General features: G+C 60.1%; 25 protein-coding genes. 10 read left to right on the top strand and 15 right to left on the bottom strand.

All coding sequences use genetic code 11. The features are described from left to right. Nucleotides 1-50: 50 nt before the first annotated feature. The 5 genes from zwf (at nucleotide 51) to GYA95_RS23515 (ending at nucleotide 5,844) form a co-directional block, all read left to right on the top strand. Complete coding sequence (zwf, locus tag GYA95_RS23535) at nucleotides 51-1,493, top strand: glucose-6-phosphate dehydrogenase (protein WP_015272365.1); 1,443 nt, start codon at nucleotides 51-53, stop codon at nucleotides 1,491-1,493. An 87-nt stretch (nucleotides 1,494-1,580) separates the two neighbouring features. Then, the gene (locus tag GYA95_RS23530) at nucleotides 1,581-1,895 is read left to right on the top strand and encodes a hypothetical protein (protein WP_015272366.1); all 315 of its coding nucleotides are present in this window, start codon (nucleotides 1,581-1,583) and stop codon (nucleotides 1,893-1,895) included. A 130-nt stretch (nucleotides 1,896-2,025) separates the two neighbouring features. Next, entirely contained in the window at nucleotides 2,026-4,212 is a 2,187-nt protein-coding gene (uvrD, locus tag GYA95_RS23525) for a DNA helicase II (protein WP_015272367.1), read from the top strand. 255 nt (nucleotides 4,213-4,467) lie between these two features. Then, a complete protein-coding gene (locus tag GYA95_RS23520; RefSeq protein WP_003260050.1) occupies nucleotides 4,468-5,322 on the top strand; it encodes a Tim44 domain-containing protein in 855 nt (284 codons plus the stop codon). Nucleotides 5,323-5,436: 114 nt separating this feature from the next. Further along, on the top strand, nucleotides 5,437-5,844 hold the full coding sequence (locus GYA95_RS23515; protein WP_013974843.1) for an SMI1/KNR4 family protein: 408 nt from the start codon (nucleotides 5,437-5,439) through the stop codon (nucleotides 5,842-5,844). A gap of 212 nt (nucleotides 5,845-6,056) precedes the next feature. Here the strand turns inward: GYA95_RS23515 and GYA95_RS23510 are convergent, their stop codons facing one another. Next, the gene (locus GYA95_RS23510) at nucleotides 6,057-7,817 is read right to left on the bottom strand and encodes a cation:proton antiporter (RefSeq protein ID WP_015272368.1); all 1,761 of its coding nucleotides are present in this window, start codon (nucleotides 7,815-7,817) and stop codon (nucleotides 6,057-6,059) included. Nucleotides 7,818-8,160: 343 nt separating this feature from the next. Here GYA95_RS23510 and GYA95_RS23505 point away from each other — a divergent pair, with 343 nt between their 5' ends. Next, complete coding sequence (locus tag GYA95_RS23505; protein WP_003260046.1) at nucleotides 8,161-8,646, top strand: acyl-CoA thioesterase; 486 nt, start codon at nucleotides 8,161-8,163, stop codon at nucleotides 8,644-8,646. Here GYA95_RS23505 and pdxY read toward each other — a convergent pair. After that, a complete protein-coding gene (gene pdxY / locus GYA95_RS23500; RefSeq protein WP_013974845.1) occupies nucleotides 8,643-9,515 on the bottom strand; it encodes a pyridoxal kinase PdxY in 873 nt (290 codons plus the stop codon). The genes GYA95_RS23505 and pdxY overlap by 4 nt on opposite strands. A gap of 120 nt (nucleotides 9,516-9,635) precedes the next feature. Here pdxY and GYA95_RS23495 point away from each other — a divergent pair, with 120 nt between their 5' ends. Beyond that, on the top strand, nucleotides 9,636-10,028 hold the full coding sequence (locus tag GYA95_RS23495) for a DUF3301 domain-containing protein (RefSeq protein WP_015272369.1): 393 nt from the start codon (nucleotides 9,636-9,638) through the stop codon (nucleotides 10,026-10,028). Here the strand turns inward: GYA95_RS23495 and GYA95_RS23490 are convergent, their stop codons facing one another. Genes GYA95_RS23490 through zigA form a run of 3 tightly spaced genes read right to left on the bottom strand, consistent with a single transcriptional unit; the run spans nucleotide 10,029 to nucleotide 12,878 of the window. After that, nucleotides 10,029-11,000, bottom strand: a complete 972-nt coding sequence (locus GYA95_RS23490; RefSeq protein WP_015272370.1) for a CobW family GTP-binding protein — start codon at nucleotides 10,998-11,000, stop codon at nucleotides 10,029-10,031. Nucleotides 11,001-11,046: 46 nt separating this feature from the next. Further along, complete coding sequence (locus GYA95_RS23485) at nucleotides 11,047-11,673, bottom strand: DUF1826 domain-containing protein (RefSeq protein ID WP_161551507.1); 627 nt, start codon at nucleotides 11,671-11,673, stop codon at nucleotides 11,047-11,049. Beyond that, nucleotides 11,670-12,878, bottom strand: a complete 1,209-nt coding sequence (gene zigA / locus GYA95_RS23480) for a zinc metallochaperone GTPase ZigA (RefSeq protein ID WP_015272372.1) — start codon at nucleotides 12,876-12,878, stop codon at nucleotides 11,670-11,672. The genes GYA95_RS23485 and zigA overlap by 4 nt, the downstream gene beginning before the upstream one ends. Before the next feature lie 202 nt (nucleotides 12,879-13,080). Between zigA and folE2 the strand changes: the two genes are divergently transcribed. After that, entirely contained in the window at nucleotides 13,081-13,986 is a 906-nt protein-coding gene (gene folE2 / locus GYA95_RS23475) for a GTP cyclohydrolase FolE2 (RefSeq protein WP_015272373.1), read from the top strand. Here folE2 and GYA95_RS23470 read toward each other — a convergent pair. After that, complete coding sequence (locus GYA95_RS23470; RefSeq protein ID WP_015272374.1) at nucleotides 13,970-14,497, bottom strand: DUF3617 domain-containing protein; 528 nt, start codon at nucleotides 14,495-14,497, stop codon at nucleotides 13,970-13,972. The genes folE2 and GYA95_RS23470 overlap by 17 nt on opposite strands. 131 nt (nucleotides 14,498-14,628) lie before the next feature. On the opposite strand from GYA95_RS23470, the gene cls reads away from it, so the two are divergent. Further along, nucleotides 14,629-16,068 (top strand): cardiolipin synthase, encoded by a 1,440-nt coding sequence (cls, locus tag GYA95_RS23465; protein WP_015272375.1) that lies wholly within the window; start codon nucleotides 14,629-14,631, stop codon nucleotides 16,066-16,068. Nucleotides 16,069-16,208: 140 nt separating this feature from the next. Here cls and cfaB read toward each other — a convergent pair whose 3' ends face one another. After that, complete coding sequence (gene cfaB / locus GYA95_RS23460) at nucleotides 16,209-17,393, bottom strand: C17 cyclopropane fatty acid synthase CfaB (RefSeq protein WP_015272376.1); 1,185 nt, start codon at nucleotides 17,391-17,393, stop codon at nucleotides 16,209-16,211. A gap of 207 nt (nucleotides 17,394-17,600) precedes the next feature. On the opposite strand from cfaB, the gene lpdA reads away from it, so the two are divergent. Further along, a complete protein-coding gene (gene lpdA / locus GYA95_RS23455) occupies nucleotides 17,601-19,001 on the top strand; it encodes a dihydrolipoyl dehydrogenase (protein ID WP_015272377.1) in 1,401 nt (466 codons plus the stop codon). A 218-nt stretch (nucleotides 19,002-19,219) separates the two neighbouring features. Here the strand turns inward: lpdA and GYA95_RS23450 are convergent, their stop codons facing one another. The 8 genes from GYA95_RS23450 to GYA95_RS23415 all read right to left on the bottom strand — a co-directional run bounded on the left by GYA95_RS23450 (nucleotide 19,220) and on the right by GYA95_RS23415 (nucleotide 25,441). Next, nucleotides 19,220-20,218, bottom strand: coding sequence for a DUF4917 family protein (locus GYA95_RS23450; protein WP_060519736.1), 999 nt, complete (start codon nucleotides 20,216-20,218; stop codon nucleotides 19,220-19,222). A gap of 164 nt (nucleotides 20,219-20,382) precedes the next feature. Continuing rightward, nucleotides 20,383-20,943: an arsinothricin resistance N-acetyltransferase ArsN1 family B gene (locus tag GYA95_RS23445; protein ID WP_060519738.1), complete on the bottom strand. Its 561-nt coding sequence runs from the start codon at nucleotides 20,941-20,943 to the stop codon at nucleotides 20,383-20,385. Further along, entirely contained in the window at nucleotides 20,936-22,018 is a 1,083-nt protein-coding gene (locus tag GYA95_RS23440; protein ID WP_101195987.1) for an ArsO family NAD(P)H-dependent flavin-containing monooxygenase, read from the bottom strand. Before GYA95_RS23440 ends, GYA95_RS23445 begins: the two co-directional genes overlap by 8 nt. Before the next feature lie 25 nt (nucleotides 22,019-22,043). Next, complete coding sequence (locus GYA95_RS23435; RefSeq protein WP_082422063.1) at nucleotides 22,044-22,547, bottom strand: cyclin-dependent kinase inhibitor 3 family protein; 504 nt, start codon at nucleotides 22,545-22,547, stop codon at nucleotides 22,044-22,046. A gap of 4 nt (nucleotides 22,548-22,551) precedes the next feature. Continuing rightward, complete coding sequence (gene arsH / locus GYA95_RS23430; RefSeq protein WP_060519744.1) at nucleotides 22,552-23,265, bottom strand: arsenical resistance protein ArsH; 714 nt, start codon at nucleotides 23,263-23,265, stop codon at nucleotides 22,552-22,554. Nucleotides 23,266-23,288: 23 nt separating this feature from the next. Further along, nucleotides 23,289-23,759: an arsenate reductase ArsC gene (locus GYA95_RS23425; protein WP_031314387.1), complete on the bottom strand. Its 471-nt coding sequence runs from the start codon at nucleotides 23,757-23,759 to the stop codon at nucleotides 23,289-23,291. 14 nt (nucleotides 23,760-23,773) lie between these two features. After that, nucleotides 23,774-25,057: an arsenic transporter gene (locus GYA95_RS23420; RefSeq protein ID WP_060519746.1), complete on the bottom strand. Its 1,284-nt coding sequence runs from the start codon at nucleotides 25,055-25,057 to the stop codon at nucleotides 23,774-23,776. Between the two features lie 27 nt (nucleotides 25,058-25,084). Further along, nucleotides 25,085-25,441: a metalloregulator ArsR/SmtB family transcription factor gene (locus GYA95_RS23415; RefSeq protein ID WP_060519748.1), complete on the bottom strand. Its 357-nt coding sequence runs from the start codon at nucleotides 25,439-25,441 to the stop codon at nucleotides 25,085-25,087. Nucleotides 25,442-25,605 lie beyond the last annotated feature (164 nt).

Below are 25,605 nucleotides of genomic sequence, written 5' to 3'. Positions count from 1 at the left end.
ACTACATGGACGCCAACCCGCCCAGTTAAACGAACGTGGAGAGTGGTGGTTTGACTATTCCTTGCGACATTCTGGTCTTCGGCGGCACCGGCGATCTGGCCCTGCACAAACTGCTTCCGGCGCTCTACCACCTGTTTCGCGAGGCCCGTCTGAACAACGCCGTGCGGATCATCGCGCTGGCACGACGCAACTTGCCACGTAACGATTATCTCAAGCTCGCCGAACGCCATTGCCGGGCACAGATTGCCCGCAGCGACTTCGACGAAGAGGTCTGGCAGCGGTTTTCCGCGCGGGTCGACTATTTCGCCATGGATGCTTCGCAAAGCGCCGACTTCGGTCGCCTGGCGCGCTACCTGGGCGAACCCGGCGGCTTGACGCGCATCTTCTACCTGGCCACCGCCCCCAATCTGTTCGTGCCGATTGCCAAGCACCTGCATAACGCCGGCCTGGCAGACACTGAGGCGCGCATCGTGCTGGAAAAGCCGATCGGCCACTCGCTGGAATCGGCTACCGCCATCAACGAAGCGATTGGCGCAGTGCTGGAGGAAAACCAGGTATTTCGCATCGACCACTACCTGGGCAAGGAAACCGTGCAGAACCTCATGGCCCTGCGTTTTGCCAACGCCCTGCTGGAGCCGGTGTGGCGCAACAACCAGGTTGATCACGTGCAGATCAGCGTTTGCGAGACCCTGGGTGTAGAGAACCGTGGTGCCTACTACGACCGCGCCGGGGCGACCCGCGACATGTTGCAGAACCACCTGCTTCAGCTGCTATGCCTGGTGGCCATGGAGCCCCCCGCGCAGTTCGAGGCCGAAGCGGTGCGTGACGAGAAAGTGAAGATCCTGCGGGCCCTCAAGCCCATCACTGGCCAGGACGTGCAGGACAAGACCGTACGCGGCCAGTATGGCGCCGGGCGCATCGGCGGCCAGGAAGTGCCGGCTTATTACTTCGAAAAGGACGTCGACAACGACAGCGACACCGAAACCTTCATCGCCATCGAGGCGCACATCGACAATTGGCGCTGGGCGGGCGTGCCCTTCTACCTGCGTACCGGCAAGCGCATGGCACGGCGCTCATCGCAGATCGTCATCCAGTTCAAGCCGGTGCCCCACGAGCTTTTCAATGGTGGCCAGGTCAACCAGCTGCTGATTCAGCTGCAACCGGACGAACGCATCAGCCTGCGCATGATGACCAAGAGCCCAGGCAAGGGCATGCGCCTGGAACCTGTGGACCTGGACCTGAACCTGGCCCAGGTGTTCAGCCAGACCCGCCGCTGGGACGCCTACGAGCGCCTGCTGCTGGATGTGCTGGAGGGCGACTCGACGCTGTTCATGCGCCGCGATGAAGTGGAAGCGGCCTGGGCCTGGATCGACCCGATCATCAAGGGCTGTGAAGAGCACTTCCAGGCGCCGCGACCGTACCCGGCAGGCTGTAATGGGCCAGAGCAAGCCAACAGCCTGCTCGCCAGGCACGGCAGGCACTGGCATAGCTGAAGCACTGCCCTGCTCCCCTGGCAGGCCAAAGGGCAGAAAGTAGCCCAGCGCACTGGCGCTACTTTCAACCCGAGACAGGAGCAGGCAATGGCTACTATCACCAACCTCGTTGCAATCAACGACATCGCCCACGGCAAGCAGGTTTTCAGGGTTCACGGCACCGTTACGGTCGCCTCCCCGGCCGTAGAACCGGTGCTGGTCGAACCCAAGCTGCGCCACAGGGGTGGCTGGGAAGTGCTTGAGCTTCAACTTCTGGATAGCGGCGCAATCACTCCGCAGGTGCTGACGGAAAAAACCGTGGCTTTCGAGCGTGCAGGCGGCACTGGCTGGAAAACCGTGGAGATCATTCATGCAGACGGTTCGCAGCGCTGCGAAATTCGTACCATCGAGGCGATTGACTGAGCCGCTGCCGGCCAGGTCGCCCGAGCGGTGGCCTGGCACCTTCCATCGGCTCGATGAACGGACATGTGGCAGGTGAATATTTATACAGTAGAGGTTTGCCCCATTTCCTGCCGCGCCCTAGAATGGCCCGATGCGCACAGACGACCTCTCCCTCCTGCTGAACTCCCTCAACGATGCCCAACGCCAGGCCGTAGCGGCCACGCTCGGGCGTCAACTGGTGCTTGCTGGCGCCGGTTCCGGTAAAACCCGCGTGCTGGTGCACCGCATTGCCTGGCTGATCCAGGTGGAGCAGGCATCGCCGCACTCGATCCTGTCGGTGACCTTCACCAACAAGGCCGCGGCAGAAATGCGCCAGCGTATCGAGCAACTGCTGGGTATCAACCCGGCGGGCATGTGGGTCGGCACCTTCCACGGCCTGGCCCATCGCCTACTGCGGGCCCATTGGCAGGAAGCGAGGCTGGTGCAGAACTTCCAGATCCTCGACAGCGACGACCAGCAGCGCCTGATCAAGCGGGTGATGCGCGAGTTGGGCCTGGACGAGCAGAAATGGCCGGCACGCCAGGCCCAGTGGTTCATCAACGGGCAAAAGGACGAAGGCCTGCGTCCACAGCATATCCAGGCCGGGGGCGACCTGTTCCTGTCGACCATGCGCGACGTCTATACCGCCTATGAGCAGGCCTGCGAGCGCGCCGGGGTCATCGACTTCTCCGAACTGCTGCTGCGCGCCCTGGACTTGTGGCGCGACCACCCGGGCCTGCTGGAGCACTACCAGCGGCGCTTCCGCCACGTGCTGGTGGACGAGTTCCAGGATACCAACGCCGTGCAGTACGCCTGGCTGCGCCTGCTGGCGCGCGGCGGTGACAGCCTGATGGCGGTGGGCGATGACGACCAGTCGATCTACGGCTGGCGCGGTGCCAAGATCGAGAACATTCACCAGTACACTGCCGACTTCCCCGACGCCGAGATGATCCGCCTGGAGCAGAACTACCGCTCCACCGGTGGCATCCTCAAGGCGGCGAACGCACTGATCGCCAACAACAGCGGGCGCCTGGGCAAAGAGCTGTGGACCGACATGGGTGAAGGCGAACCGCTGACCCTGTATGCGGCCTACAACGAGCACGACGAAGCGCGCTACGTGGTGGAAACCATCGAGAGCCTGGTCAAGAAGGGCAATGCGCGCAACGAGATCGCCATACTGTACCGTTCCAACGCCCAGTCGCGGGTGCTGGAAGAAGCCCTGCTGCGCGAACGCATCCCCTACCGCATCTACGGTGGCCAGCGCTTCTTCGAGCGCGCCGAAATCAAGAACGCCATGGCTTACCTGCGGCTGATAGAAGGCCGCGGTAACGATGCTGCCCTGGAACGGGTGATCAACGTGCCGCCACGTGGCATTGGCGAAAAAACTGTCGAAGCCATACGCGAGCACGCCCGCCACAGCCAGCTGTCGATGTGGGAAGCAATGTGCCAGCTGCTTGCCGCCAAAGCCCTGAAAGGCCGCGCTGCCAGTGCCCTGGGTGCATTTATCGAGCTGATCGAAGGGTTAGCTGCCAAGGTCGTGGACATGCCGCTGCATACCATGACCCAAACCACCATCGAGCAGTCCGGGCTGATCATCTACCATCAGGAAGAAAAGGGTGAGAAGGGCCAGGCACGGGTAGAAAACCTTGAGGAACTGGTCAGCGCAGCGCGCAACTTCGAGTCTACCGACGAAGACGCCGACCTCTCGCCTCTCTCGGCATTCCTTGGCCACGCCTCGCTCGAAGCAGGCGATACACAGGCCGACGAGCATGAAGACAGCGTCCAGCTGATGACCTTGCACAGTGCCAAGGGCCTGGAGTTTCCGTATGTGTTCCTGGTGGGCATGGAAGAAGGCCTGTTCCCGCATAAGATGAGCCTGGAAGAGCCTGGCCGCCTGGAAGAGGAACGCCGCCTGGCTTATGTGGGTATCACCCGCGCCATGCGCCAGCTGGTCATGACCTACGCCGAAACGCGTCGCCTGTATGGCAGCGAGACTTACAACAAGGTGTCACGTTTCGTACGCGAAATTCCGGCAGGCTTGGTTCAGGAAGTGCGCCTGTCCAACAGCGTCAGCCGACCGTTCGGCGGGGCCAAGACGGCCACGAACAGCAACCTGTTCGCCAATGCCAGCATTCCGCAGACCGCGTTCAACCTTGGCCAACGTGTGCAGCACGCGGTGTTTGGCGAGGGTGTGATCCTCAACTTCGAGGGCTCCGGCGCCCAGGCGCGTGTGCAGGTGAATTTTGCCGAAGGGAGCAAGTGGCTGATGCTGGGGTATGCCAAGCTCGAGGCCATCTGAAAGCCTGCGCGGTCCCTTGTAGGAGCGGCCTTGTGTCGCGATAGGGCCGCAAAGCGGCCCCACAATCATGGCGTCGACGCTGATATCTTAGGGCTGCTTCGCAGCCCTTTCGCAACACAAGGCCGCCCCTACAGGTCCGTCATAAGCACCTTGTAACATTCAGGCAAAAGCTCGAAACATTATGTCGCTGGTCATGTGCCCGGGAACCTGTGCACCATGACGCGCGTGCAATCCACAACAGGGGATATCCCACTTATGCAACGTTTTCTTAGCATCGCTCTGGCGCTCTGCGTCGGCCTGACGCTGAGCCTGGACGCCAACGCCAAGCGTTTTGGCGGCGGCAAGAGCTCGGGCTCCGCGCCTATTCACCAGACCCGCCAGGCCACGCCAACCACGCCTGCCGCCGCGCCGACCGCACCTGGCCGTGCCGCTCCGGCCGCCAGCGGTGCTTCGCGCTGGTTAGGCCCTCTGGCCGGCCTCGCCGCCGGTGGCCTGCTGGCTTCCATGTTCATGGGCGACGGTTTCGAAGGCTTCCAGATCATGGACTTCCTGATCGTGGCGCTCATCGCCTTCCTGGTGTTCCGCTTCATCGCCGCGCGCCGTCGCCAGCAGCAGCCGCAAATGGCCATGCCGGGCCATGCGCCGATGCAGCGTGAAACTCACGCGCAGCCGGCCCAGCCGTCGATCTTCGGTGGTTCGGCCGCACCTGCTGCCGCAGCCGCCCCGGTGATCAACGCCCCGGCCTGGTTCAATGAGCAGAACTTCCTGGCTGCTGCCCGTAACCACTTCCAGGCGCTGCAGCAGCACTGGGACGCCAACGAGATGGACAAGATCGCCGAGTTCGTCACCCCGCAGATGCTCGAGTTCCTCAAGCGCGAGCGCGCCGAACTGGGTGATGGCTTCCAGTCCACCTACATCGACAACCTCGAGGTACAGCTGGACGGTGTTGACGACCGCGCCGACCGTACCGACGCCACCCTGACCTTCCGTGGCGTGTCGAAGAACTCGCGCTTCGACCAGGGCGAAGTGTTCAGCGAAAGCTGGCACATGGTTCGCGCCCAGGGCGAAAACCAGCCTTGGCTGGTGGCCGGTATCCGTCAAAACGGCTAACCGCTGCGTGCTGCACAAAAAACCCCGGGCCTGTCCCGGGGTTTTTGCTTTTGCCAGAGTGGCCTACTAGGGTATAACGCGCAGCGTTGTCATCTAGGTCAGAGGAAGTGAACCGTGGAAGAAGTGATCGAACAACTCCGTGAAGCCAACGAGCCAGTGCCGGTGCCCCTTGAGCTTCCCGACGAGGACCTGCTGGTCGAAATCGAAGAAGAGCTGTTCATTAACATTCCTTTCGTGTTCAAGGAGTTCCTGCTGACCGTCAGTGACGTGGTGTATGGCTCACTGGAGCCGGTGACCGTTACCGACCCACAGTCACATACCTACCTGCCCGACGTCGCCGCCAACGCCTGGGATGCCGGCGTGCCACGTGACCTGATTCCACTGTGCCAGGACGGCGACAACTACTACTGCGTCGAAGAGGATGGCACCGTGGTGCTGTGGGATGCCGAAGAGGAAATCGTCGGTGAAGACAGCTGGGAATCGGTGTGGCACTGGGCGCGGGATGTCTGGCTGGAGAGCTGATCTCTATTCCATTGCCCAGGCCCTGATTGGATTTAGCAGGGTCCTGTGGGAGCGTCGCGCTTACGAATTGAGTTCTCCGATCTGAGACAGAGAATTATGGCCTAGTGCCATCTATACAGTTAAAATCGCCAGGCTTTCTGCGCCTGGCGACATCGCTACCGCTCCATCCCCTCGGACGACGGTGAAATCTTGCGCAGGGAGCATTGCCCTCTTCAGTGCGTATTCTCGCGGCTGTTCTCCAGCGTCTCCAGCAAGGCAATCTGCATGCGCGTATGCACGCGGATAAACCAGCGCCACAGCAAGGCCACCACCACTGCAGCCACCACGGCGATCACCAGCAGCAGCTCGCTGGTCGGTAGAATGCTCGCCGACAGCGCCGACAGCAGCAGGAAAATCACCAGCAGCGACAACAACGGAATCACCTCGGCAATAACTCGTCGCACGCGCTGAGTATGCCGTCCGGCCGTTTCCGGTTTGACGCCCATCTCTGCCAGTAGCATCGACAGCGCCTTGAGCTTGCGATAGGCCGCAATCAGGAATGGTAACGACAGCAATAACGCTACCCCCCAGATCAGCGCTTTCTGTTGGCTGGTATCGCTGACCCACTCGCTGAGCCAGTTGCCGATCCGCCCGGCGAAATAGCCACCACTGAAGAAGATGGCGATCACCAGCGCCAGGTTCACCCCAACCTGCAACAGGATGCGCCGGATCATCGCCGCGAGCATGGCGCCCTCGCCCTGCGGCTGGATGCTGCGCAACCATTCGCCATACAACGACAACACCCGCGCCAGGCGGCTGGGCACCACCTTGCCCAGCTTGAGCGACAGCGGGTCGGCGGCACGGATCAGGTAGGGTGTCAGCAGCGTGGTGATTGCCGATACCGCCACAGCCACCGGGTAGAGGAAGTCGCTGGTCACCTGCAGAGTCATGCCCAGCGCGGCGATGATGAAAGAAAACTCGCCAATCTGCGAAAGCCCCATGCCCACCCGCAGCGATGTGCGCCCGTCATTGCCTGCAATGAACGCGCCCATGCCACACGACAACATCTTGCCCAACACCACCGCTAGGGTAATGACCACGATCGGCCAGGCGTAGTCGATCAACACCTGGGGGTCGATCATCAGCCCGATGGCGACGAAGAAGATGGCGCTGAACAGGTCGCGTACCGGTTCGATCAGGCTCTCGATCTTCAGCAACTGGCGCGACTCGGCCATGATCGCGCCAATCAGGAAGGCGCCAAGCACCATGCTGTACTCGAGCTTCACCACCAGCAGGCAGAAGCCGAAGCACAGGCCCAATACGGTTATCAGCAGCATCTCGTTGCTTTCGAACCTGGCCACGTAGGCCAGCAGGCGCGGCACCAGCAGGATGCCGATGACCAGCGCAACGATCATGAACAGCGACAGCTTGCCGACAGTGGAGAACACCTCGCCCGAGCTGACCGTGCCGCTGACGGCGATGCCCGATAGCAGGGCGATGATGCCGATACCGAGGATGTCCTCGACGATCAGCACGCCGAATATCAGCTGGGCGAAACGCTCGTTCTTCATCTTCAGGTCGTTGAGCGCCTTGACGATGATGGTGGTCGAGGAAATCGCCAGGATGGCGCCGAGGAACAGCGAATCCATGGTGTTCCAGCCGAACCAGCGGCCGATCTCGAAGCCGATCCAGATCATCAGCACAATTTCCAGGAACGCCGCGATGAACGCCGTGGCGCCTACCTTGAACAGCTTGCGCAGGCTGAATTCGAGCCCCAGGCAGAACATCAGGAAGATCACCCCCAGCTCGGCGAGGGTCTTGATGGTGTCTTCATCGTGGATCAGGCCGAACGGTGGGGTGTGCGGGCCGATGATGAAGCCGGCGACGATGTAGCCCAACACCACGGGCTGCTTGAGGCGGTGAAAGAGAATGGTGACCACGCCAGCAACCAGCATGATGACTGCCAGGTCCTGGATGAAGCTGATGGCATGCATGGCGTGATACTCCTTTTCTCGTCCGTTGCTGGATGCCTGGGCAGACCGCTCCTCTGCCAAGGCAACCCTGAGCGAGCAGCAAGTACTTACTGTTTTGAATGCAGGAAAAGCCCATGTTGCATGGGTGCAGTCAGGTTAACATCGCACCCCGCCGCAAAAAGGCGGTGCAATATGCAGAAACAGATCGGCTGGAAAAGCGCCGCTGATGGCATGATCGGCGTGACGATGGAGCGTCAGCCAACGTCCCGTATCAGGAAGGCAAATTCAAAAGAGGGGAACAGAAGTGTCTGCAGATAATGCCCCCCATTCGCCCGATTCAGCGCAACCTCACCGTGAGCACACTATGGAACCTGGAAACGCCCAGCTGAGCATGACCGTCCTGATGACCCCGGACATGGCCAACTTTTCTGGCAACGTACATGGCGGCACCCTGCTCAAGTACCTCGACGAAGTGGCCTATGCGTGCGCCAGCCGCTATGCCGGCAGCTATGTAGTCACCCTGTCGGTCGACCAGGTGATCTTCCGTGAGCCGGTGCACGTGGGTGAACTTGTGACCTTCCTGGCGTCGGTCAACTACACCGGCAACACCTCGATGGAGGTGGGCATCAAGGTGGTGACCGAGAACATCCGCGAGCGCTCGGTGCGCCATTCCAACAGCTGCTTCTTCACCATGGTCGCGGTCGACGACAACCGTCGCCCGGTGCAGGTGCCGCCGCGCCAGCCGCAAAGCAGTGAAGAAAAGCGCCGTTTCCTGCAGGGCCAGCAGCGCCGACAGATCCGCCAGGAGCTGGAAAAGCGCTACCAGGACCTGAAAACCGACGCGATTTAAAGCGCCAGCAGCTGTGCCTCGAAGCGTACCCTTGGGTGCGCAATGCGGTCCTGGGCCCGCACCAGTTGCAGTTCATAGCTGGAGCAGGCCTGGGTTTCGAGCAGCACTTCGTGTACGGCCGCAGCGGTGAATTCGAACGCCTGCACCCAGCTGTCTCCGAGTAGGACGCGGGCCAGGAACAGGCCTGAGGTCAGGTCACCCACCCCTACCGGCTGCCGCGGGAACGCCAGCAGCGGGCGGCGCAGGTGCCAGCTTTGCTCGGCGGTCACCAGCAGCATCTCGAACTGGTCCTCGGCGCGCCCGGGGTAAGCAAGGTGCTTGACCAGCACCACCTGCGGCCCGCGCTGCAACAGGCTGCGCGCCATGTTCACGCAGTCCTCCAGCGACTGCGCTCGGCGGCCACAGAAGCTGTCCAGCTCCAGCTGGTTGGGGCACAGGATGTCGGCCCTGGTAGCCGCCTCATCGAGCAGGAACTCGCTCACTTCCGCTGGCACGATACAGCCCTTCTCAGGGTGCCCCATGACCGGGTCGCAAAGGTACAAAGCCTTTGGGTTGACTGCCTTGATCCGCTCGACGCCGGCCAGAATCGCCCGACCTTGTTCGGCACTGCCCAGGTAACCGGACAGCACCGCGTCGCAATGGCCCAGCTCGCCGATGTTGGAAATGCCTTCCACCAACGCAGGAATTTGCGCAGGGGCAAGCACTTCACCTGCCCACTGGCCATACTGTGTGTGATTGGAGAACTGCACGGTATTGAGCGGCCACACATTGACCCCGATACGCTGCATGGGAAACACCGCGGCGCTGTTGCCGGCGTGGCCGAACACCACGTGGGACTGGATGGCGAGCAGGTGCGGGGTACGTTTCATGCGGGAGGTTTCCAAAGCTGTTTCAGGGATTGTGCGCGACGCAGTATGAACTCGATTGCCACCTGTACGACAGGCCAGGGACGCAGTTAAGCTGGATCGACCTGTTTGGAGCATATGCAAATGTTGACCCTGGAAAACCTCTTCGTCCTGATGCTGGTCGCCACGGCAGGCGCCTGGTTGTGGCACAACCACGGGTTGCGCGAGAAAGCCCTGGAACGGGTCAAACAGCATTGCGCCAAGCTCGACCTCGAACTGCTCGACGACGCGGTCGCACTCAAGCGTATCGCCTTTGTCCGTGACGCCAACGGCCGCAAGCGCCTGGCGCGCGTCTACGCCTTCGAGTTCACCGTCACGGGCGAGCAGCGCCACCCCGGTACCGTGACCCAGTTCGGCGCCCACAGCGTGCAGATTGAACTGGCGCCCTACCCGTTCGAGATCAAGACCCCACCGCGCACCGACAATGTCATCGAGATGCAGCAGTGGCGCCAGGAGCACAACCGCTGGCGCAACTGATCAGTTGACACGACATTCGCTCAACCCGGCCTGCAGCGCGGATTGCGATTGCGGCTGGTCGAAAATCAGCTCGATACGCGTATCCCTGCGCCAGTCGCTGGGCTGCCAGGCGGGCATGTCCCCATTCAGGCCATTGAATGATTGCCAACCCTCCACGCTGTGGATAACCCCTTTCGCGCGCCGCCACGGCCAAGCCCGCAAGAACGCCTGCAGCCGCTGTGGATAAAACTGCTGGCCAGGGTGCCAGCGCCAGCCGATGCTCCAACCCCCCTCTCCCTGCTGTGCAAGACAGATCGGCTGCCCGGGGTCTGCCCATAGCGCTGCCGGTGGATTTACAAGATTGTCGACAATACTGTTATCCACAAGCGAGCTGTCGACAATGCCATGGGGTACAGCCGGAAGGTCCGACAAGGGCAGCCAACCTTGGACGGTCCAGAATATTTTCTTTTCATTAAATTTATTATTTATCAACAACTTAGTGTTTTCATCCACAGCCTCTGATTTGTTCAAGACAACGCTCTCAGCAGCATCGAACGCCTGCTGTTGAGCCTCCGGAAGCTGTTCGTTCCGGACCATCGACTGCGCGTCGACGACCATCAGCAATGGCTGTATTGTCAGCACTCCAGTCCAATGGGCTTTTTGCAACTGAGCAAGCAACTGCAAGGGATGACCCAGTCCGGACGGCTCTATGAACAGCCGGTCAGGGCGGGATTTGCGCAGCAGTCGGCCCAGGCCCACCTGGAACGGCATGCCATTGACGCAGCACAGGCAGCCACCTGCGACCTCGCCGATGGCGATGCCGTCTTCGTCACGGCTGAGCAAGGCCGCATCCAGGCCTACCAGGCCGAATTCGTTGATCAATACCGCCCAGCGCTCATTGGCCGGGCGCTGGGCCAGCAGGTTACGGATCAGGGTGGTCTTGCCGGCCCCCAGCGGGCCGGCAATCACGTGGGTGGGAATGTTCTGCAGCATGGGGAGGCTTCGGGCGATGGCGATGGCGATGCCTCACTATGCGCCGTCAGGCCAGCCAGTCAAGGCTGAGCAGCAGGCGCCCCTGCTGCCCCGATGGCGACCGATGCACCAGACCCGCGCCTTCGTTGCCCTGCCACTTTTCACCTTTGAGCACCGCCACATCGCCAGCTTGCAAGTACTGAACGTTATCCACAGGAAGTATTGCTGTGTGTAAGTTGTCACGAGGGCTCGCGTCCTCTTTCAACCACTCGCTACCTGGACCTGCGTAGGTAGTGAGCAGACGCAGCGGTACGTTATCCACATGGAAGCGCGGGCACATAGGGCCGGTCAGTACCCGCAGGCGCAAACCAACCCGCTGCGCACCCACCAGGCAGGTATAGGCCGCCACCAGCCAGGCCACATCTGCCACGAATGCCTCATAGCCGTGCAAGTCGGCCGCTTCGCGCAAGAGTTCGGTGAATACCGGCATGTGCCGCTCGTCCACATCGATGACGCGCTGGTCTGCCAAGGGCTGGCCGAGGCTAACCACCAGCGCGGCAAAGTCCTCCAGTTGCGGCGGCAAACGTCGGCGCCATACCGCCAGGTTTACGCCATCCTGCAGCACATCGGTCAGCACCTGCGGTGTCTCGCCAAATACCTGGAAAATATCCACAGGCTTGCGTGCAGGGTTCATGCTGCGGCCTCCTCATGCCATGAACCGAACGGATCGGGCAGGCGCAACCAGCCCATGTGCCCCAATTCCATTTCCTGATCGGTCAAAAGGCATGCATCGAGTGCTGTGGATAATTTTTCGAAGTCGATATTCTGCCCGATGAACACCAGTTCCTGGCGGCAGTCACCGCTCTCGGCAACCCAGTTCTTCAAGATCGCGGCAGTGTTATCCACATGCTGTGGCCACTGCTCGCGCGGCACGAAACGCCACCAGCGGCCCGCCAAGCCATGGCGCATCATGCCGCCTGCCTGCGACCAGCTTCCAGCTTCCTGGTATTTGCTGGCCAGCCAGAAAAAACCTTTCGAACGCAGCAGGCGGCCATTGCTCCAGGGCTTGTGGATAAAGTCGAAAAAGCGCTGTGGATGAAAGGGGCGCCGGGCCTGCCAGGTGGTGGCGGCAATGCCATACTCTTCGGTTTCCGGCACATGCTCGCCGCGCAACTCTTGCAGCCAGCCCGGTGCCTGGGCGGCCTGGTCGAAGTCGAACAGGCCGGTGTCGAGGATGCGGTCCAGCGGTACCTGGCCCATGACCATGGGCACGATCTGCGCCCGAGCATTGAGGCTGCGCAGAATGGCCATGAGCTCTTCGCGCTCGTGCTGGCTGATCAGGTCGATCTTGCTCAGCAACAGTACATCGGCGAACTCGATCTGCTCGATCAGCAAGTCACTGATTGAGCGCTCGTCTTCCTCACCCAGGGTTTCGCCACGGCTGGCCAGGCTGTCTGCTGCCTGGTAATCACGCAGGAAGTTCAGGCCATCGACCACAGTGACCATGGTGTCCAGGCGCGCCATGTCGGACAGGCTACGGCCCTGTTCGTCGCGGAAGGTGAAGGTCTCGGCCACAGGCAGTGGCTCCGAGATCCCCGTGGACTCGATCAGCAAATAATCGAAACGCCCTTCTTCAGCCAGCCGCGCCACTTCCTCGAGCAGGTCTTCACGCAGCGTGCAGCAGATGCAGCCATTGCTCATTTCCACCAACTTCTCCTCGGCACGGTTGAGGCTTACGTTGCGCTGCACCTCGCTCGCATCGATGTTGATTTCGCTCATGTCATTGACGATGACCGCGACTCGCAGGTTGTCGCGGTTACGCAGCACATGGTTGAGCAAGGTGCTCTTGCCGGCGCCAAGGAAGCCGGATAGCACGGTGACAGGGAGACGGTTGGACATGGCGAAACCTCTTCAGGCGAGCGCATTCGAAACGATGCATTGCACAATGTTATAAAGTAACAATACAATTTCGCCAAGCCGTTCGTGACGAATGAGTGCCCACCGGGAGGAAAAGTGAACCCGCCACGTGCCAGGGTGCCCCTCCCGGCATTGCAGCTTGATCGGTGGTGGCCGCTGATCTCCCTTTTGTTTGGAATAGCAGATGACTCAGCTCAAGCTCCCCGACATAGCCGCACAAACCCATGAATACGCCTTACCTTTGAACTGGGTGGGTATGTGCGGGATCGCCCAACCTGTGCAGTTCGAGGGGCGCACAGCAGCTGCCACGGTCGATGCCGGCGTTAGCCTGGTAGACGGCAGCTCACGCGGTATCCATATGTCACGGCTTTATCTCGCCCTGGAGTCGTTGGAGCACCAGCCCCTGACGCCGCTCACCATCCACCAGCTGCTGACTGACTTCCTCAGCAGCCATGAAGGCCTTTCTTCCTCAGCCTATTTGCGTCTGCGCTTCGAGCATCTGCTAAAAAGGCCTGCATTGATCAGCCCGCTGCAGGGTTGGAAAAGCTATGCCGTCACAGTCGATGCAAGGATCGAAAATGAAATGTTCCACGTGGAACTATCCGTTTCTGTCCCTTACTCCTCGACCTGCCCATGCTCGGCTGCACTTGCACGGCAACTGATTCAGCAGCAGTTCCAGGCGCATTTCAGTGCAGAGCAGGTCGACAAATCTGCAGTGCTGCAGTGGCTTGGCAGCGCCGAAGGCATCGTAGCGACGCCCCATAGCCAACGTAGTAGCGCGCAAATCCAGGTAAGGCTGCGCAGCAATCAGCAGGTTCTGCCAATCACCGAGTTGATCGACCGCATAGAAGCAAGCCTGGGGACAGCGGTGCAGACCGCAGTTAAGCGCGCAGACGAACAAGCCTTTGCCTTGGCCAACGGCCAGAATCTGATGTTCTGCGAAGACGCCGCACGACGCCTGCACAAGGCGCTACGGCAAATGGAATGGAGCACGGCCTTCAAGCTGCGCGTGGAACATGCAGAAAGCCTGCATGCCCACGATGCTGTCGCGACCAGCCAGTGGCAATGGGATGTCAGCTGCGCGGCTTGACCGAGCCGCAGTCATTACCCAACCACACGGCACGGGTGTTCATGCTGCCTTGCTGCTGTACACCCGAAGCGTTGAATGTACCGTTGACCTGGGTGGTGAATTCCCGGTCACTGAGGAAAGTCGCCTGGCCACTGCCCTGCGCTTTGGGGCAGCTGAACTGGAACTTCCATACATTGCCGGTGCGGTCGGTTATCTTTTGTGTACAACCTGACTTCGGGTCCTGCAGGGGGATATCGTTGGTTGCCACCTGTTCTGGCGTCAGGCACGAGCGCACCCCCTTACCCCCAACAGTCACTCCCTGCTTGGCCAGCACCCCTTCCATCATCGCGCGCTGCTCTGGCGGCAGGTTCTTCAACTGGCCGAGCATGAACTCCATATCGGGTAACGGCTTGCCATCGACCTGCATGTTGCTGGTGGTCAGCTCCCACAAACCTGGCTGTAGCATCTGAGCATGCACCAGCGGGCTGCTCACACCTAGGGCCAACGCCAACAGTGGCAGACGAATCTTCATGGACGAACGCTCCTGGAAAAAGCCGGCCAAGCGGGCCGGTCTGTGCCTTAGACGCCAAATCCACCTGCAGGTTGCAAGGCGGACCGGGAACGTGTTCTGTTACTCAAGTGTACTCGGCAAGCAGGATGCATATGGACTACCACAGCCCCTACTTCTTCGGTTACCTACTCGGCCTGGTTCATTTGCTGGGTATTGTCGCCGCATTACACGCACTGTTCACCGTGCGCACTGCCCAGGGCGCAATCGCCTGGGCCATGCCGTTGTTCTTCATCCCCTACCTCACCCTGATCCCTTACCTGATCTTCGGTGCGCGCTCGTTCTATGCCTACATCAAGGCTCGGCGCCAGGCCAACCAGGAAATGCATGTGGCCATGGCCAACCTCAACTGGCGGCCTTGGGTAGAAGAAGCCCTTACCGCCCGCGAGTCGGAAAGCTATGCGGCCTTGCGCGCCATGCCCAAACTCGGGCGGATGCCCTGCCTTGCCAATAACGAGGTGAAGCTGCTGATCGATGGCAAGGCAACATTCGATGCAATATTTGCCGCCATCGAAAAAGCCCGCGACGTGGTGTTGGTGCAGTTCTTCATCATCCATGACGACAACCTTGGCAAAGCATTGCAGCAACTGCTGCTGCGCAAAGCCGCCGAGGGGGTGCGGGTGTTCGTGCTGTATGACCGTGTCGGCAGCCATGCCTTGCCGGCAAGCTACAGCCAGTTGATGCGCGACGGTGGTGTACAGATTCATGCCTTCGCAACCCGTCGGGGCTGGTTCAACCGCTTCCAGGTTAATTTCCGTAACCACCGCAAAATCGTGGTGGTGGATGGCTTGCTCGGTTTCATCGGCGGGCACAACGTGGGCGATGAGTACCTCGGTGGCCACCCGCAGCTTTCACCTTGGCGCGACACCCACGTGCAGATCAGCGGGCCGGTGCTAGCCTGCCTGCAGGAGTCGTTCGCCGAGGACTGGTACTGGGCCACGCGCCAACTACCGCCGCTGATTCTGCCGGACGCCTACCCTGACAACGGCGTGCTGTGCCAAGCCTTGGCCAGCGGCCCGGCCGATCCACAGGAAACCTGCTCGCTGTTCTTCCTTGAGGCGATCCATTCAGCCACCCGGCGCGTGTGGATCACCAGCCCGTACTTCATCCCCGACGAGGCGGTGTTCGCCGCGTTGCGTTTGGCGGTACTGCGTGGGGTCGATGTGCGAGTGCTGATTCCGTCACGCCCAGACCATCGCATCGTCTATGCCGCCTCCAGCCTTTTCGCCTTCGAAGCGGTACGTGCGGGTGTACGCATGTTCCGCTACCAACCGGGTTTCCTGCATCAGAAGGTGGTGCTGGTGGATGACGATGTCAGCGCTATAGGCAGTGCCAACCTGGACAACCGCTCGTTCCGCCTGAACTTCGAAATCACCCTGTTGACAGTCGATCGCGGCTTCGCTGACCAGGTCGAGAACATGCTGAACAATGACTTTGAACAGGCACGGGAAATTACTGCGGAGGACAGCCGCGATACTCATCGGCTGCAGCAACTGGGGATGCGGATTGCTCGGCTGATTTCGCCGATTCTCTGATGCGCCTGCGCCCGTTGCAGGGTATCGCGGACCTTGTGGGAGCGGGTTTACCCGCGAAGACGTCAGTGGCTGTACCGACGCATTCGCGGGTAAACCCGCTCCACAGGGTATGGTGTCGCGCTTGCGTGCTTTGTTGCAATTCAGCGATACAGGTCTTCACGCGTCCAAGGCAGGTCATGGTGCCCATCGGCGTACGGCTTCACGGCCAGGATCTGATGCAGGTTGATCCAGCCCTTCTGGAAGGCATAGGCACACCCGGCCAGGTACAGGCGCCAGATGCGCAAGGTCTTCTCGGGCACCAGCGCCGCCGCCTTGTGCAGCTGGTTCTCCAGGTTCTCGCTCCAGTGGTGCAAGGTCTTGGCGTAGTGCAAACGCAGGCTCTCCACGTCTACTACCTCCAATCCCGCTTCACAGATGCTGGCACTGATCATCGACAGGTGCGGCAGCTCGCCATGGGGGAACACGTAGCGATCGATGAACTCGCCAGCGCCACGCCCGACCGGGCGACCATCCACATGCTTGGCGGTAATACCGTGATTCATCACCAGGCCCCCTTCCCTCACGGCACCGAACAGCTTCTGGCTATACAGCGCCAAGTTGGCATGCCCGACATGCTCGAACATGCCAACGCTGACAACCTTGTCGAAGCGGCCGTCCTGAGGCAGGTCGCGGTAGTCGAGAATCTGCAGGTCGACCTTGTCGGCCAACCCCTCTGCCTTCACCCGCTCGCGACCGAGCTTGAGCTGCTCCTTGCTCAAGGTGATACCAAACACCTTGGCGCCATATTCGCGAGCAGCGAAACGCGCCAGCCCACCCCAGCCGCAGCCAACGTCGAGCAGGTAATCACCCGCTTCCAGGCGTAGCTTGCGGCACAGATGATCGAATTTGTCCTGCTGTGCCTGATCCAGCGTGTTGTCCGGCTCACGGAAGTAGGCGCACGAGTAGGCCATGTCCTGATCCAGCCATAGCTGGTAGAACGCGTTTGAAACATCGTAATGGTAGGAAATCGCTTCGGCGTCGGTGCTCTTGTCGTGGGCCTGACGCTGCGGTGGGGTGTCGTCTTCGTCGGTCATTAGCGCTTCGCTCAGCTCATCGCATACGCGGATGGCTTCACCAATATCGCCTTCAAGCTCCAGCTTGCCTTCGACGAATGCCGTGCCCAGTTGGTCCATGCTCGGGTGGCTCAACTGGCTGATCAGCTGTGGCTCCTTGACCAGGATAGTGACCTGCGGGCTAGGCCCCAGATCGAACTGGTTACCGTCCCACAGTTTCAGCCGCAGCGGCAGATGCAGGCTCTGCAGTGCCGGTGGAAGTTGCGCAAGCATGAACGACCCTCCTGTCCGTATTTGGCCACGACGCCTGATATTTCGAACGTCGCCGGATCAGAGTAGTTCATTCGTGGGATGTTTCCTCTAAACGAGACCATGGTCTAGAACCAACTAGTCTTATGCACACCGCGGATTGTATACAATTCTTGCATCTCAGCTTAACCTTGTGCCCCTCTTGCGCTTCTTCATCCTGGAGTTGAACCCATGAAATCCTATGACGTGGTGATCATCGGCGGTGGCCCTGGCGGCTACAACGCAGCCATCCGCGCCGGCCAACTGGGCCTGAGCGTAGCCTGCGTGGAAGGCCGCTCGACCTTGGGCGGCACCTGCCTGAACGTGGGCTGCATGCCCTCCAAGGCACTGTTGCATGCTTCCGAGCTGTACGAAGCTGCCAGTGGTGACGAGTTCGCCCACCTCGGTATCGAAGTCAAACCTACCCTCAACCTCGCCCAGATGATGAAACAGAAGGACGAGAGCGTGACCGGCCTGACCAAGGGCATCGAGTACCTGTTCCGCAAGAACAAAGTCGACTGGATCAAGGGCTGGGGTCGCCTGGATGGCGTCGGCAAGGTCGTGGTCAAGGCTGAGGATGGCAGCGAAACCGCACTGCGGGCCAAAGATATCGTCATTGCCACCGGCTCCGAACCTACGGCCCTGCCGGGCGTGACCATCGACAACCAGCGCATCATCGACTCGACCGGCGCGCTGTCGCTGCCACAGGTGCCCAAACATTTGGTCGTCATCGGAGCTGGCGTGATCGGCCTCGAGTTGGGTTCGGTATGGCGCCGCCTGGGCAGCCAGGTCACGGTCATCGAATACCTCGACCGCATCTGTCCGGGCACCGACGAAGAAACCGCCAAGACCCTGCAGAAGGCCTTGGCCAAACAAGGCATGGTGTTCAAGCTGGGTAGCAAGGTGACCCAGGCGAACGCCAGCGCCGATGGCGTGAACCTGACCCTAGAGCCAGCAGCTGGTGGCACCGCAGAAACGCTGCAGGCTGACTATTTACTGGTCGCCATCGGTCGCCGCCCCTATACCAAAGGGCTGAACCTGGAAAGCGTGGGCCTGGAAACCGACAAGCGCGGCATGCTCGGCAATGACCACCACCGCACTTCCGTGCCGGGTATCTGGGTGATTGGCGACGTCACCTCCGGCCCGATGCTGGCGCACAAAGCCGAAGACGAAGCGGTGGCCTGCATCGAACGCATCGCCGGCAAGCCCCACGAGGTCAACTACAACCTTATCCCTAGCGTGATCTACACCCGCCCCGAGTTGGCCACCGTGGGCAAGACCGAAGAGCAGCTCAAGGCCGAAGGGCGTGCCTATAAAGTCGGCAAGTTCCCGTTCACGGCCAACAGCCGGGCCAAGATCAACCACGAGACCGAAGGCTTCGCCAAGGTCATCGCCGATGCCGAGACCGACGAAGTGCTGGGTGTGCACCTGGTAGGCCCAAGTGTCAGCGAGATGATTGGTGAGTTCTGCGTGGCCATGGAGTTCTCGGCCTCGGCGGAAGACATCGCCCTCACCTGCCACCCCCACCCGACCCGCTCCGAGGCCTTGCGCCAGGCAGCGATGAATGTGGACGGGATGGCGATGCAGATTTGATGTGAGATAGCCGGGGGCTGTGGATTTAGAGAATTAAAACTGTCGCAAAGAGGCCCAGTTTCCGTGGCCTTCAGCCCGATTCGGAGTAAACGCAAAACTGTCGCGAGCCCCCAAAACCGTTGACTCGGACAAATGCGCCAGAGAATAAAAACTGTCTAGCCCAGTAATGACGGGCCTTACAGCCACCTCTGAGATTTCAGGAGTGGATGTCCTGCCCGCTATTCGGGTTGAACCCAGCAGCCCGGGCTCTCACTGTCGAAGAAATCGACGTCAACTGGCCCCAGGTCATCCTGAATGATTTGGTAAGCCATGTTGCAATAAGGCTGATATCCCCGAAAGACTGAGACGGCTACGCGCTCAATGCCCGTCCCCTTCATTCGCTTGAGCAAATGCCTGTCGTGCTCCCCCAAGCCCCAACCGAACAGTGTCAGTGTCTTCCGGGGCGCCGTAAGCACCTCTCGATAGACAGTCGACAGGTAGTAGCTATTTTGAATCGAAGCTACCTTCTGACGCATGGTTCCTTCACTGACAAACAGCGGTACCACACGCTCGTTTTTCCACTCCTGAAGAATGGCTTCCAGCAAGCCGCCGCCCAATGCGCGGATCTTGAACTCTTCCTCTATGTTGTTGCGGCATAAAGCTAAGCTGCCATGGGGGTAGAACACCAACGTATTCACTCGCTCCTTGTACAGCTTCCGGAATCGACGCCAGTCGTCATCGAATACCCCGCCATCGACGAAGCAGTCTTTGAACATATGGCCGTCCGGGATGTTGAGACCATAGGCCACCGTCCAGTAAACCAGCAGGTCATAGTTTAGCGACAAGACCGTGTCGAACTCCTTCAGATACCGGTACATGTTCGGCAGATGATCGGTGATCTGGTGATATTCAGGGTGAACATCCCGCACTGCCTGGATCAGGCAATCCCGGACGCGCACGTAGGCTTCGTGGGTACGCTGATCTGGGATCTCCAACGATTTGTTGACGTTGGATGCTTGCCAGACGACCCGCAGAATTAGCTCAAAATCTTCTGTCTCAAAAAACTCGAACAGACGCGCCACGTCGTTCTGGAGCAGCTCATTTTCCCTGACATGTTCTAGCAGTGAGCGGTACGCAAAACTCTGCGACACAGCGATACTCGCGCCGTTGCCCAACAAGATGGTACCGCGCTGATAATGCTGAGCTATTTCTGCCCATGGCTTTACGGGGTATGGCATAGAGGCCACCTTCGAGTTGTGATCGCAGGATCATATCTCTGATGGTTCCATCGAGTCTTCTAGGCCGCCGACGTGTCTTCGCAACACGCTAGCTCAGATTCAAGCCCTGGTGACGAAACGCTCAGCGGCCGCTCAAATGGACCCTTCAAAATGGACCTCATGTTCTAACGCGGCATCGGGATTTGGGATAAGAAGCTTGTAGGAGCCTCAGGCCGACAACCCTCGCCACCGAAATCAAACCGCCAATATCCCACGTCATGCCACGCACCGAGTTTGAACCCGACCTGCGAAAACGTACCGATGTGCTGAAAGCCGAGTCGCTCATGGAGACCCACGCTTCCTTCGTTCGGTAAAGAAATACCCGCGTATGCAGAACGATATCCTAGCTGCTTCAGAACCGGCAGGAGAACGTCATAAAGCTGCCGGCCAATCCCACTCCGACGCTGCCCCTCTGCAACGTAGACGGTCACATCTACCGCCCACCGATATGCCGCTCGCGCTCGATGCTGGCTAGCATAGGCATAACCGACCACCCGACCTTGCTGCACAGCCACAAAATATGGATAGGTATGAAGCGTCGTCTCGATACGCTGGCGCATTTCTTCCGCGCTCGGCGCTACCTCTTCAAACGAGATGGCAGTGTGGAGCACAATCGGAGCGTAGATAGCCTGTATGGCTGCAGCGTCTTCTGGACCAGCAATACGAATCTCGATTCCGCTATGCATCCGGCTGCTCCAAGCTGTTCAGGTATTCCACTACTTCGTTTACGGTGCTGCGCGCGGTACGGGTGACGCCGATCAGCGTCGCCGAGGCCAGGGCGGTCCAGTCGCCATATCCGACCAGCCAGAGGCGCGGCTCGCGAATAGAGCGCGACCCGTCAACCTCGACCTTACCGCTGTCATCCAGCACGTCCAAGTCCCGCAAGTGATCCAGAGCCGGCCGGAAACCGGTACACCAGATCACCGCATCGACCTGGGTTTTCTCACCATTGGGCCAGACGACCCCGTCAGGCGTGAATGAGACAAAAGGCCTTACAGACCGTAGGGCTCCTCGCTCGCGGGCCCGGACCACCGGGGGCACCATGACTATATCGCCAAGCCCGCCGACCGGTACGTTGATAACACGGCCCTCCTGTTGAGCCTTGAGGCGCTCGGTAGCCCGCTCGAACAGCACCCGGCCATCGACATCATCAGGCAGAAACGCCGGCTCCTCCGTGGTTACCCACGTTGCGTCGGCGACCTCGGACAGCTCCGCATAGATTTGCGCCCCCGAGTTGCCACCACCAACGACCAGCACGCGCTTTCCTTGGAAAGCCTCTGGTGACTGATAATGGGCGGAGTGAATTTGCTGCCCCCCGTACAGCTCTATCCCCGGATAAACCGGAACATAGGGTTTGCTCCAAGTCCCCGTTGCGCTGATGACGGCACGGGCTTCCCAGTCGCGGTCCTTCGAGCGAACACGAAGGCCACGCCCGGTTCGCTCCACCGCCGTAACGCTGACGGGGCGAACGATAGGAAACCCGTAGCGCGCCTCGTACTGCTCCAGATAGCTGACCACGTGATCCCTATCGGGATTACCTTCGGTGACTAGCGGCATCGGCCAGCCCGCGATCGAGCTCCATGCTGAGGGTGAGAATAGCGTCAGCGAGTCCCAGCCATGGCGCCACGCCCCGCCCGCAGCCTCTTCGGCGTCGAGCAGCAGAAACGACAACTTGGCCCGCTTGAGAAAATAGGCCACCGTAAGCGCGGACTGCCCGCCGCCAATCACGATGACATCGAGTAGTTCGCCGTCGGTGGCCATGGTCTCTCCTGTCTGGCTGGAGCGCTCAGTCTTCGCCGAATTGGTTGATGTAGTTGATGTGCGCAGGCTTCTGAATCGCCCGTGGGCGAAGCTCCTGCACCCAAGCGATCGCCTCGCGACGCGGCATTCCGGATTCGATCAGCAGACGGGCAGCGAACAGCCCGGTGCGACCGGAGCCGCCCTTGCAGTGGATGGCCAGGGCCTTGTTGGAAGCGAGCAAATCGTCTAACTGGTGGCGAATCTCCCCCAACCGAGCCTCGAAGGTTTGATCAGGAGCCTGATCATCCTCGATCGGCAACTGGTACCACTCCAACCCATACTGCCTGGCCGCGACGCCAAGCTCACCAACGCCGTTTTCCTGAAGCTCTGTATCCGACATCAGGGTAACCAGCGCCACGGCGCCAGCCTGCTTCAGCGTCTTCAGGCTTTCAGCAAGATCGCTGGCCTGGGTGCCCGGGCAGGGTGTGAAAATTAGCGCTCCTGGGGCATGGGGCAGCGATTTCATCGAGTAGGGATGTGACATGCTCATGACCTCAAATGGACCGCAGATTGACTCGCTTGGACAGCTCTTCCGCCGACTCCTTGCGCTCGGAGTAGCGATCCACCAGGTAATCCTGGCGGTCGCGCAATAGCAGCGTGAACTTGGTCAGTTCTTCCATCACATCAACCAGCCGGTCATAGAAGGAAGAAGGTTTCATGCGCCCGGCATCATCGAACTCCAGGAAGGCTTTTGGAACCGACGACTGGTTAGGGATAGTGAACATGCGCATCCAACGGCCCAGCACGCGCAATTGGTTCACCACGTTGAACGACTGCGAGCCACCACAAACCTGCATCACCGCTAATGTCTTGCCCTGGGTCGGACGTACGGCGCCCATGGCCAAAGGTACCCAGTCGATCTGCGCCTTAAAGACTGCGCTCATAGAACCGTGACGCTCGGGCGAGCACCACACCTGGCCCTCGGACCATTGCATCAGCTCGCGGAGTTCCAGCACCTTCTCGTGGGAGTCCGGAGCGTCATCCGGGAGCGGCAGGCCGGAAGGGTCGAAGATACGGGTTTCGGCGCCGAACTCTTCCAGCAGGCGCGCAGCTTCCTGGACCATCAAGCGGCTGAATGAGCGTTCGCGGGTCGATCCGTACAGCAGCAGGATGCGTGGTTTATGCGTGGAGGGATCCTTCGGCTCCAGACGCTCCAGCGACGGCAGATCGATCAGTTCTGGCTGGATATTTGGCAGGTGGTCGTTCATTTCAGTCTCCATTGATCCAGGGCCTACAGCGCGCCGATGCGAGCAAGTTCGGCTTTCAGTTCGTCCTGGCTCAGTTGCGAGAAGGGCAGCGCAATGAAAGCGCGCACGCGCTCATCGATCTTCGCAAGTGTGGTCTGGAAGGCTTGTTCGATTTCCGCCTCACTGCCGGTAACCGCCGAAGGGTCGGCCAGGCCCCAGTGGGCTTTGAGCGATGGACCGAAGAAGATCGGGCAGGCTTCGCCGGCAGCTCGATCGCACACGGTGACGACTATGTCGGGAGGAGAGCTCTCGAAGACATCCGAGGCCTTGCTTGAAAGACCAGCGGTGGGGATACCGGCGGCTTCCAAGGTCTTCAGCGCCCGCTCATTGACCTTGCCGCTTGGGAAGCTACCCGAGCTCACAGCTTCCATACCCTCGGGGGCCAGATGATTGAACAGCGCCTCGGACAGGATGCTGCGGCAGCTGTTGTGGGTGCACATGAACAAGACTTTCATCAGATATCTCCGGTTCAAAAGCTCAGGCGTATGGCCAATGCGGCCAAGGTGGCAAGCAGGATCGGCAGCGTCAGGACGATACCGGTGCGGAAGTAGTAACCCCAGGTGATAACGATGTTTTTGCGGGCCAGCACGTGCAGCCACAGCAAGGTGGCCAGGCTGCCGATTGGGGTGATTTTCGGACCGAGGTCACAGCCGATGACGTTGGCGTAGATCATGGCCTCACGCACGATGCCAGTGGCCTCGGCGGAATGGATCGACAAAGCTCCTACCAGTACAGTGGGCATGTTGTTCATGACCGACGACAGGCCAGCGGCGAGCAGCCCCGTCCCGAGGGATGCGCCCCAGACCCCGTAGCCGGTGAAGACATTGAGGATCTGCGTCAGGTAGTCGGTGAGGCCGGCATTACGCAGGCCATAGACCACCAGGTACATGCCAAGCGAGAACACCACGACCTGCCAAGGCGCGTCCTTGAGCACCTTGCGGGTTGAGATCACGTGCCCATGCGCAGCGATCAGGTAGAGGATCAGCGCACAGGCAGCAGCGATGGCGCTGATCGGAACGCCCAGCGGCTCGATGGCGAAGAAGCCGACCAGCAACAGCGCAAGCACCCACCAGCCGGCAACGAACGTCGCCTTGTCGCGGATAGCGGCTTCGGGAGCCTTCAGTTGGTCGAGTTCATAGGTTCGCGGCAGGTCCTTGCGGAAGAACCACAGCAGCATTCCCAGCGTGGCGGCGATACTGACCAGGTTCACCGGCACCATGATCGAGGCGTACTCGCTGAAACCGATGCCAAAGTAGTCGGCGGAAACGATGTTCACCAGGTTGGACACCACCAGCGGCAGGCTCGCGGTATCGGCGATAAAACCTGCTGCCATGACAAATGCCAACGTCGCCGCCGGGGAAAAACGCAGGGCAAGCAGCATGGCGATAACGATCGGCGTCAGGATCAGCGCTGCGCCATCATTGGCGAATAACGCCGACACTGCTGCTCCCAGGAGAATGATGAAAGCGAACAGCTTGCGGGTACTGCCGTTGCCCCAGCGGGCCACATGCAACGCTGCCCATTCGAAGAAACCCGCCTCATCCAGCAAAAGGCTGATGATGATGACAGCGATAAACGTTGCGGTGGCGTTCCATACTATCTGCCACACCACTGGGATATCAGACAGATTCACTACGCCCGCCAGTAGCGCCACGACCGCCCCTAGACCAGCGCTCCAGCCCACCCCCAGACCCTTTGGCTGCCAGATCACCAGAACGATCGTTGCGAGAAAAATCAAAAATGCGATGAACATGGCTCAACTCAGTCAGCGAAGTGAAAATCAAGCACAAGCAGCAGGGCTTTGTGGACGCTCGCCCATTTCAGCAAGGCGCACAGCATCGGCGCTTAGCCACTGGGCGTTTGCATCGACAACACTCTTGAGCATCATCTGCACCCATTCTGGCAAGGACGGATTGAGGCGGTAATACACCCATTGTCCCTGCCGCCGGTCCATGAGGATTCCGGCTTCTCGCAATTGAGCAAGATGCCGAGAAATCTTCGGCTGGCTGAGGTCGAGTGCGCAGGTCAACTCACATACGCATAGCTCGCCTTCACTGGCGATCAGCAAGGTCATCCGGGCTCGTGTTTCGTCAGCGAGACATTTAAAAACGATGGGGGGGGTTAGGGTTTCCCGCATTTGACCTCCTGGGGAACGCAGCACGGGCGGCTCATATCTGGAGGCTCGAATATATGACCATTCAGATATACGGTAAAGCAGATATTAATTCACTGACCAGATGACCGAGTCACAGTAGGAGGCAAAATCCAGGGTTCGCGCCCTTATCCGGATATTGATTCCCT

This window comes from Pseudomonas asiatica, assembly GCF_009932335.1.
GTDB classification, from domain to species: domain Bacteria; phylum Pseudomonadota; class Gammaproteobacteria; order Pseudomonadales; family Pseudomonadaceae; genus Aquipseudomonas; species Aquipseudomonas asiatica.
The sequence above is the reverse complement of the archived record's forward strand: the minus strand, read 5'-3'. Positions and strand labels throughout refer to the sequence as shown.

Excerpts from the sequence above, each read along its gene's own strand:
- GYA95_RS23530 (WP_015272366.1), top strand. The coding sequence starts at position 1,581 with ATGGCTACTATCACCAACCTCGTTGCAATCAACGACATCGCCCACGGC.
- uvrD (WP_015272367.1), top strand. The coding sequence starts at position 2,026 with ATGCGCACAGACGACCTCTCCCTCCTGCTGAACTCCCTCAACGATGCC.
- GYA95_RS23520 (WP_003260050.1), top strand. The coding sequence starts at position 4,468 with ATGCAACGTTTTCTTAGCATCGCTCTGGCGCTCTGCGTCGGCCTGACG.
- GYA95_RS23510 (WP_015272368.1), bottom strand. The coding sequence starts at position 7,817 with ATGCATGCCATCAGCTTCATCCAGGACCTGGCAGTCATCATGCTGGTT.
- GYA95_RS23505 (WP_003260046.1), top strand. The coding sequence starts at position 8,161 with ATGGAACCTGGAAACGCCCAGCTGAGCATGACCGTCCTGATGACCCCG.
- pdxY (WP_013974845.1), bottom strand. The coding sequence starts at position 9,515 with ATGAAACGTACCCCGCACCTGCTCGCCATCCAGTCCCACGTGGTGTTC.
- GYA95_RS23495 (WP_015272369.1), top strand. The coding sequence starts at position 9,636 with ATGTTGACCCTGGAAAACCTCTTCGTCCTGATGCTGGTCGCCACGGCA.
- GYA95_RS23490 (WP_015272370.1), bottom strand. The coding sequence starts at position 11,000 with ATGCTGCAGAACATTCCCACCCACGTGATTGCCGGCCCGCTGGGGGCC.
- GYA95_RS23485 (WP_161551507.1), bottom strand. The coding sequence starts at position 11,673 with ATGAACCCTGCACGCAAGCCTGTGGATATTTTCCAGGTATTTGGCGAG.
- zigA (WP_015272372.1), bottom strand. The coding sequence starts at position 12,878 with ATGTCCAACCGTCTCCCTGTCACCGTGCTATCCGGCTTCCTTGGCGCC.
- folE2 (WP_015272373.1), top strand. The coding sequence starts at position 13,081 with ATGACTCAGCTCAAGCTCCCCGACATAGCCGCACAAACCCATGAATAC.
- GYA95_RS23470 (WP_015272374.1), bottom strand. The coding sequence starts at position 14,497 with ATGAAGATTCGTCTGCCACTGTTGGCGTTGGCCCTAGGTGTGAGCAGC.
- cls (WP_015272375.1), top strand. The coding sequence starts at position 14,629 with ATGGACTACCACAGCCCCTACTTCTTCGGTTACCTACTCGGCCTGGTT.
- cfaB (WP_015272376.1), bottom strand. The coding sequence starts at position 17,393 with ATGCTTGCGCAACTTCCACCGGCACTGCAGAGCCTGCATCTGCCGCTG.
- lpdA (WP_015272377.1), top strand. The coding sequence starts at position 17,601 with ATGAAATCCTATGACGTGGTGATCATCGGCGGTGGCCCTGGCGGCTAC.
- GYA95_RS23450 (WP_060519736.1), bottom strand. The coding sequence starts at position 20,218 with ATGCCATACCCCGTAAAGCCATGGGCAGAAATAGCTCAGCATTATCAG.
- GYA95_RS23445 (WP_060519738.1), bottom strand. The coding sequence starts at position 20,943 with ATGCATAGCGGAATCGAGATTCGTATTGCTGGTCCAGAAGACGCTGCA.
- GYA95_RS23440 (WP_101195987.1), bottom strand. The coding sequence starts at position 22,018 with ATGGCCACCGACGGCGAACTACTCGATGTCATCGTGATTGGCGGCGGG.
- GYA95_RS23435 (WP_082422063.1), bottom strand. The coding sequence starts at position 22,547 with ATGAGCATGTCACATCCCTACTCGATGAAATCGCTGCCCCATGCCCCA.
- arsH (WP_060519744.1), bottom strand. The coding sequence starts at position 23,265 with ATGAACGACCACCTGCCAAATATCCAGCCAGAACTGATCGATCTGCCG.
- GYA95_RS23425 (WP_031314387.1), bottom strand. The coding sequence starts at position 23,759 with ATGAAAGTCTTGTTCATGTGCACCCACAACAGCTGCCGCAGCATCCTG.
- GYA95_RS23420 (WP_060519746.1), bottom strand. The coding sequence starts at position 25,057 with ATGTTCATCGCATTTTTGATTTTTCTCGCAACGATCGTTCTGGTGATC.
- GYA95_RS23415 (WP_060519748.1), bottom strand. The coding sequence starts at position 25,441 with ATGCGGGAAACCCTAACCCCCCCCATCGTTTTTAAATGTCTCGCTGAC.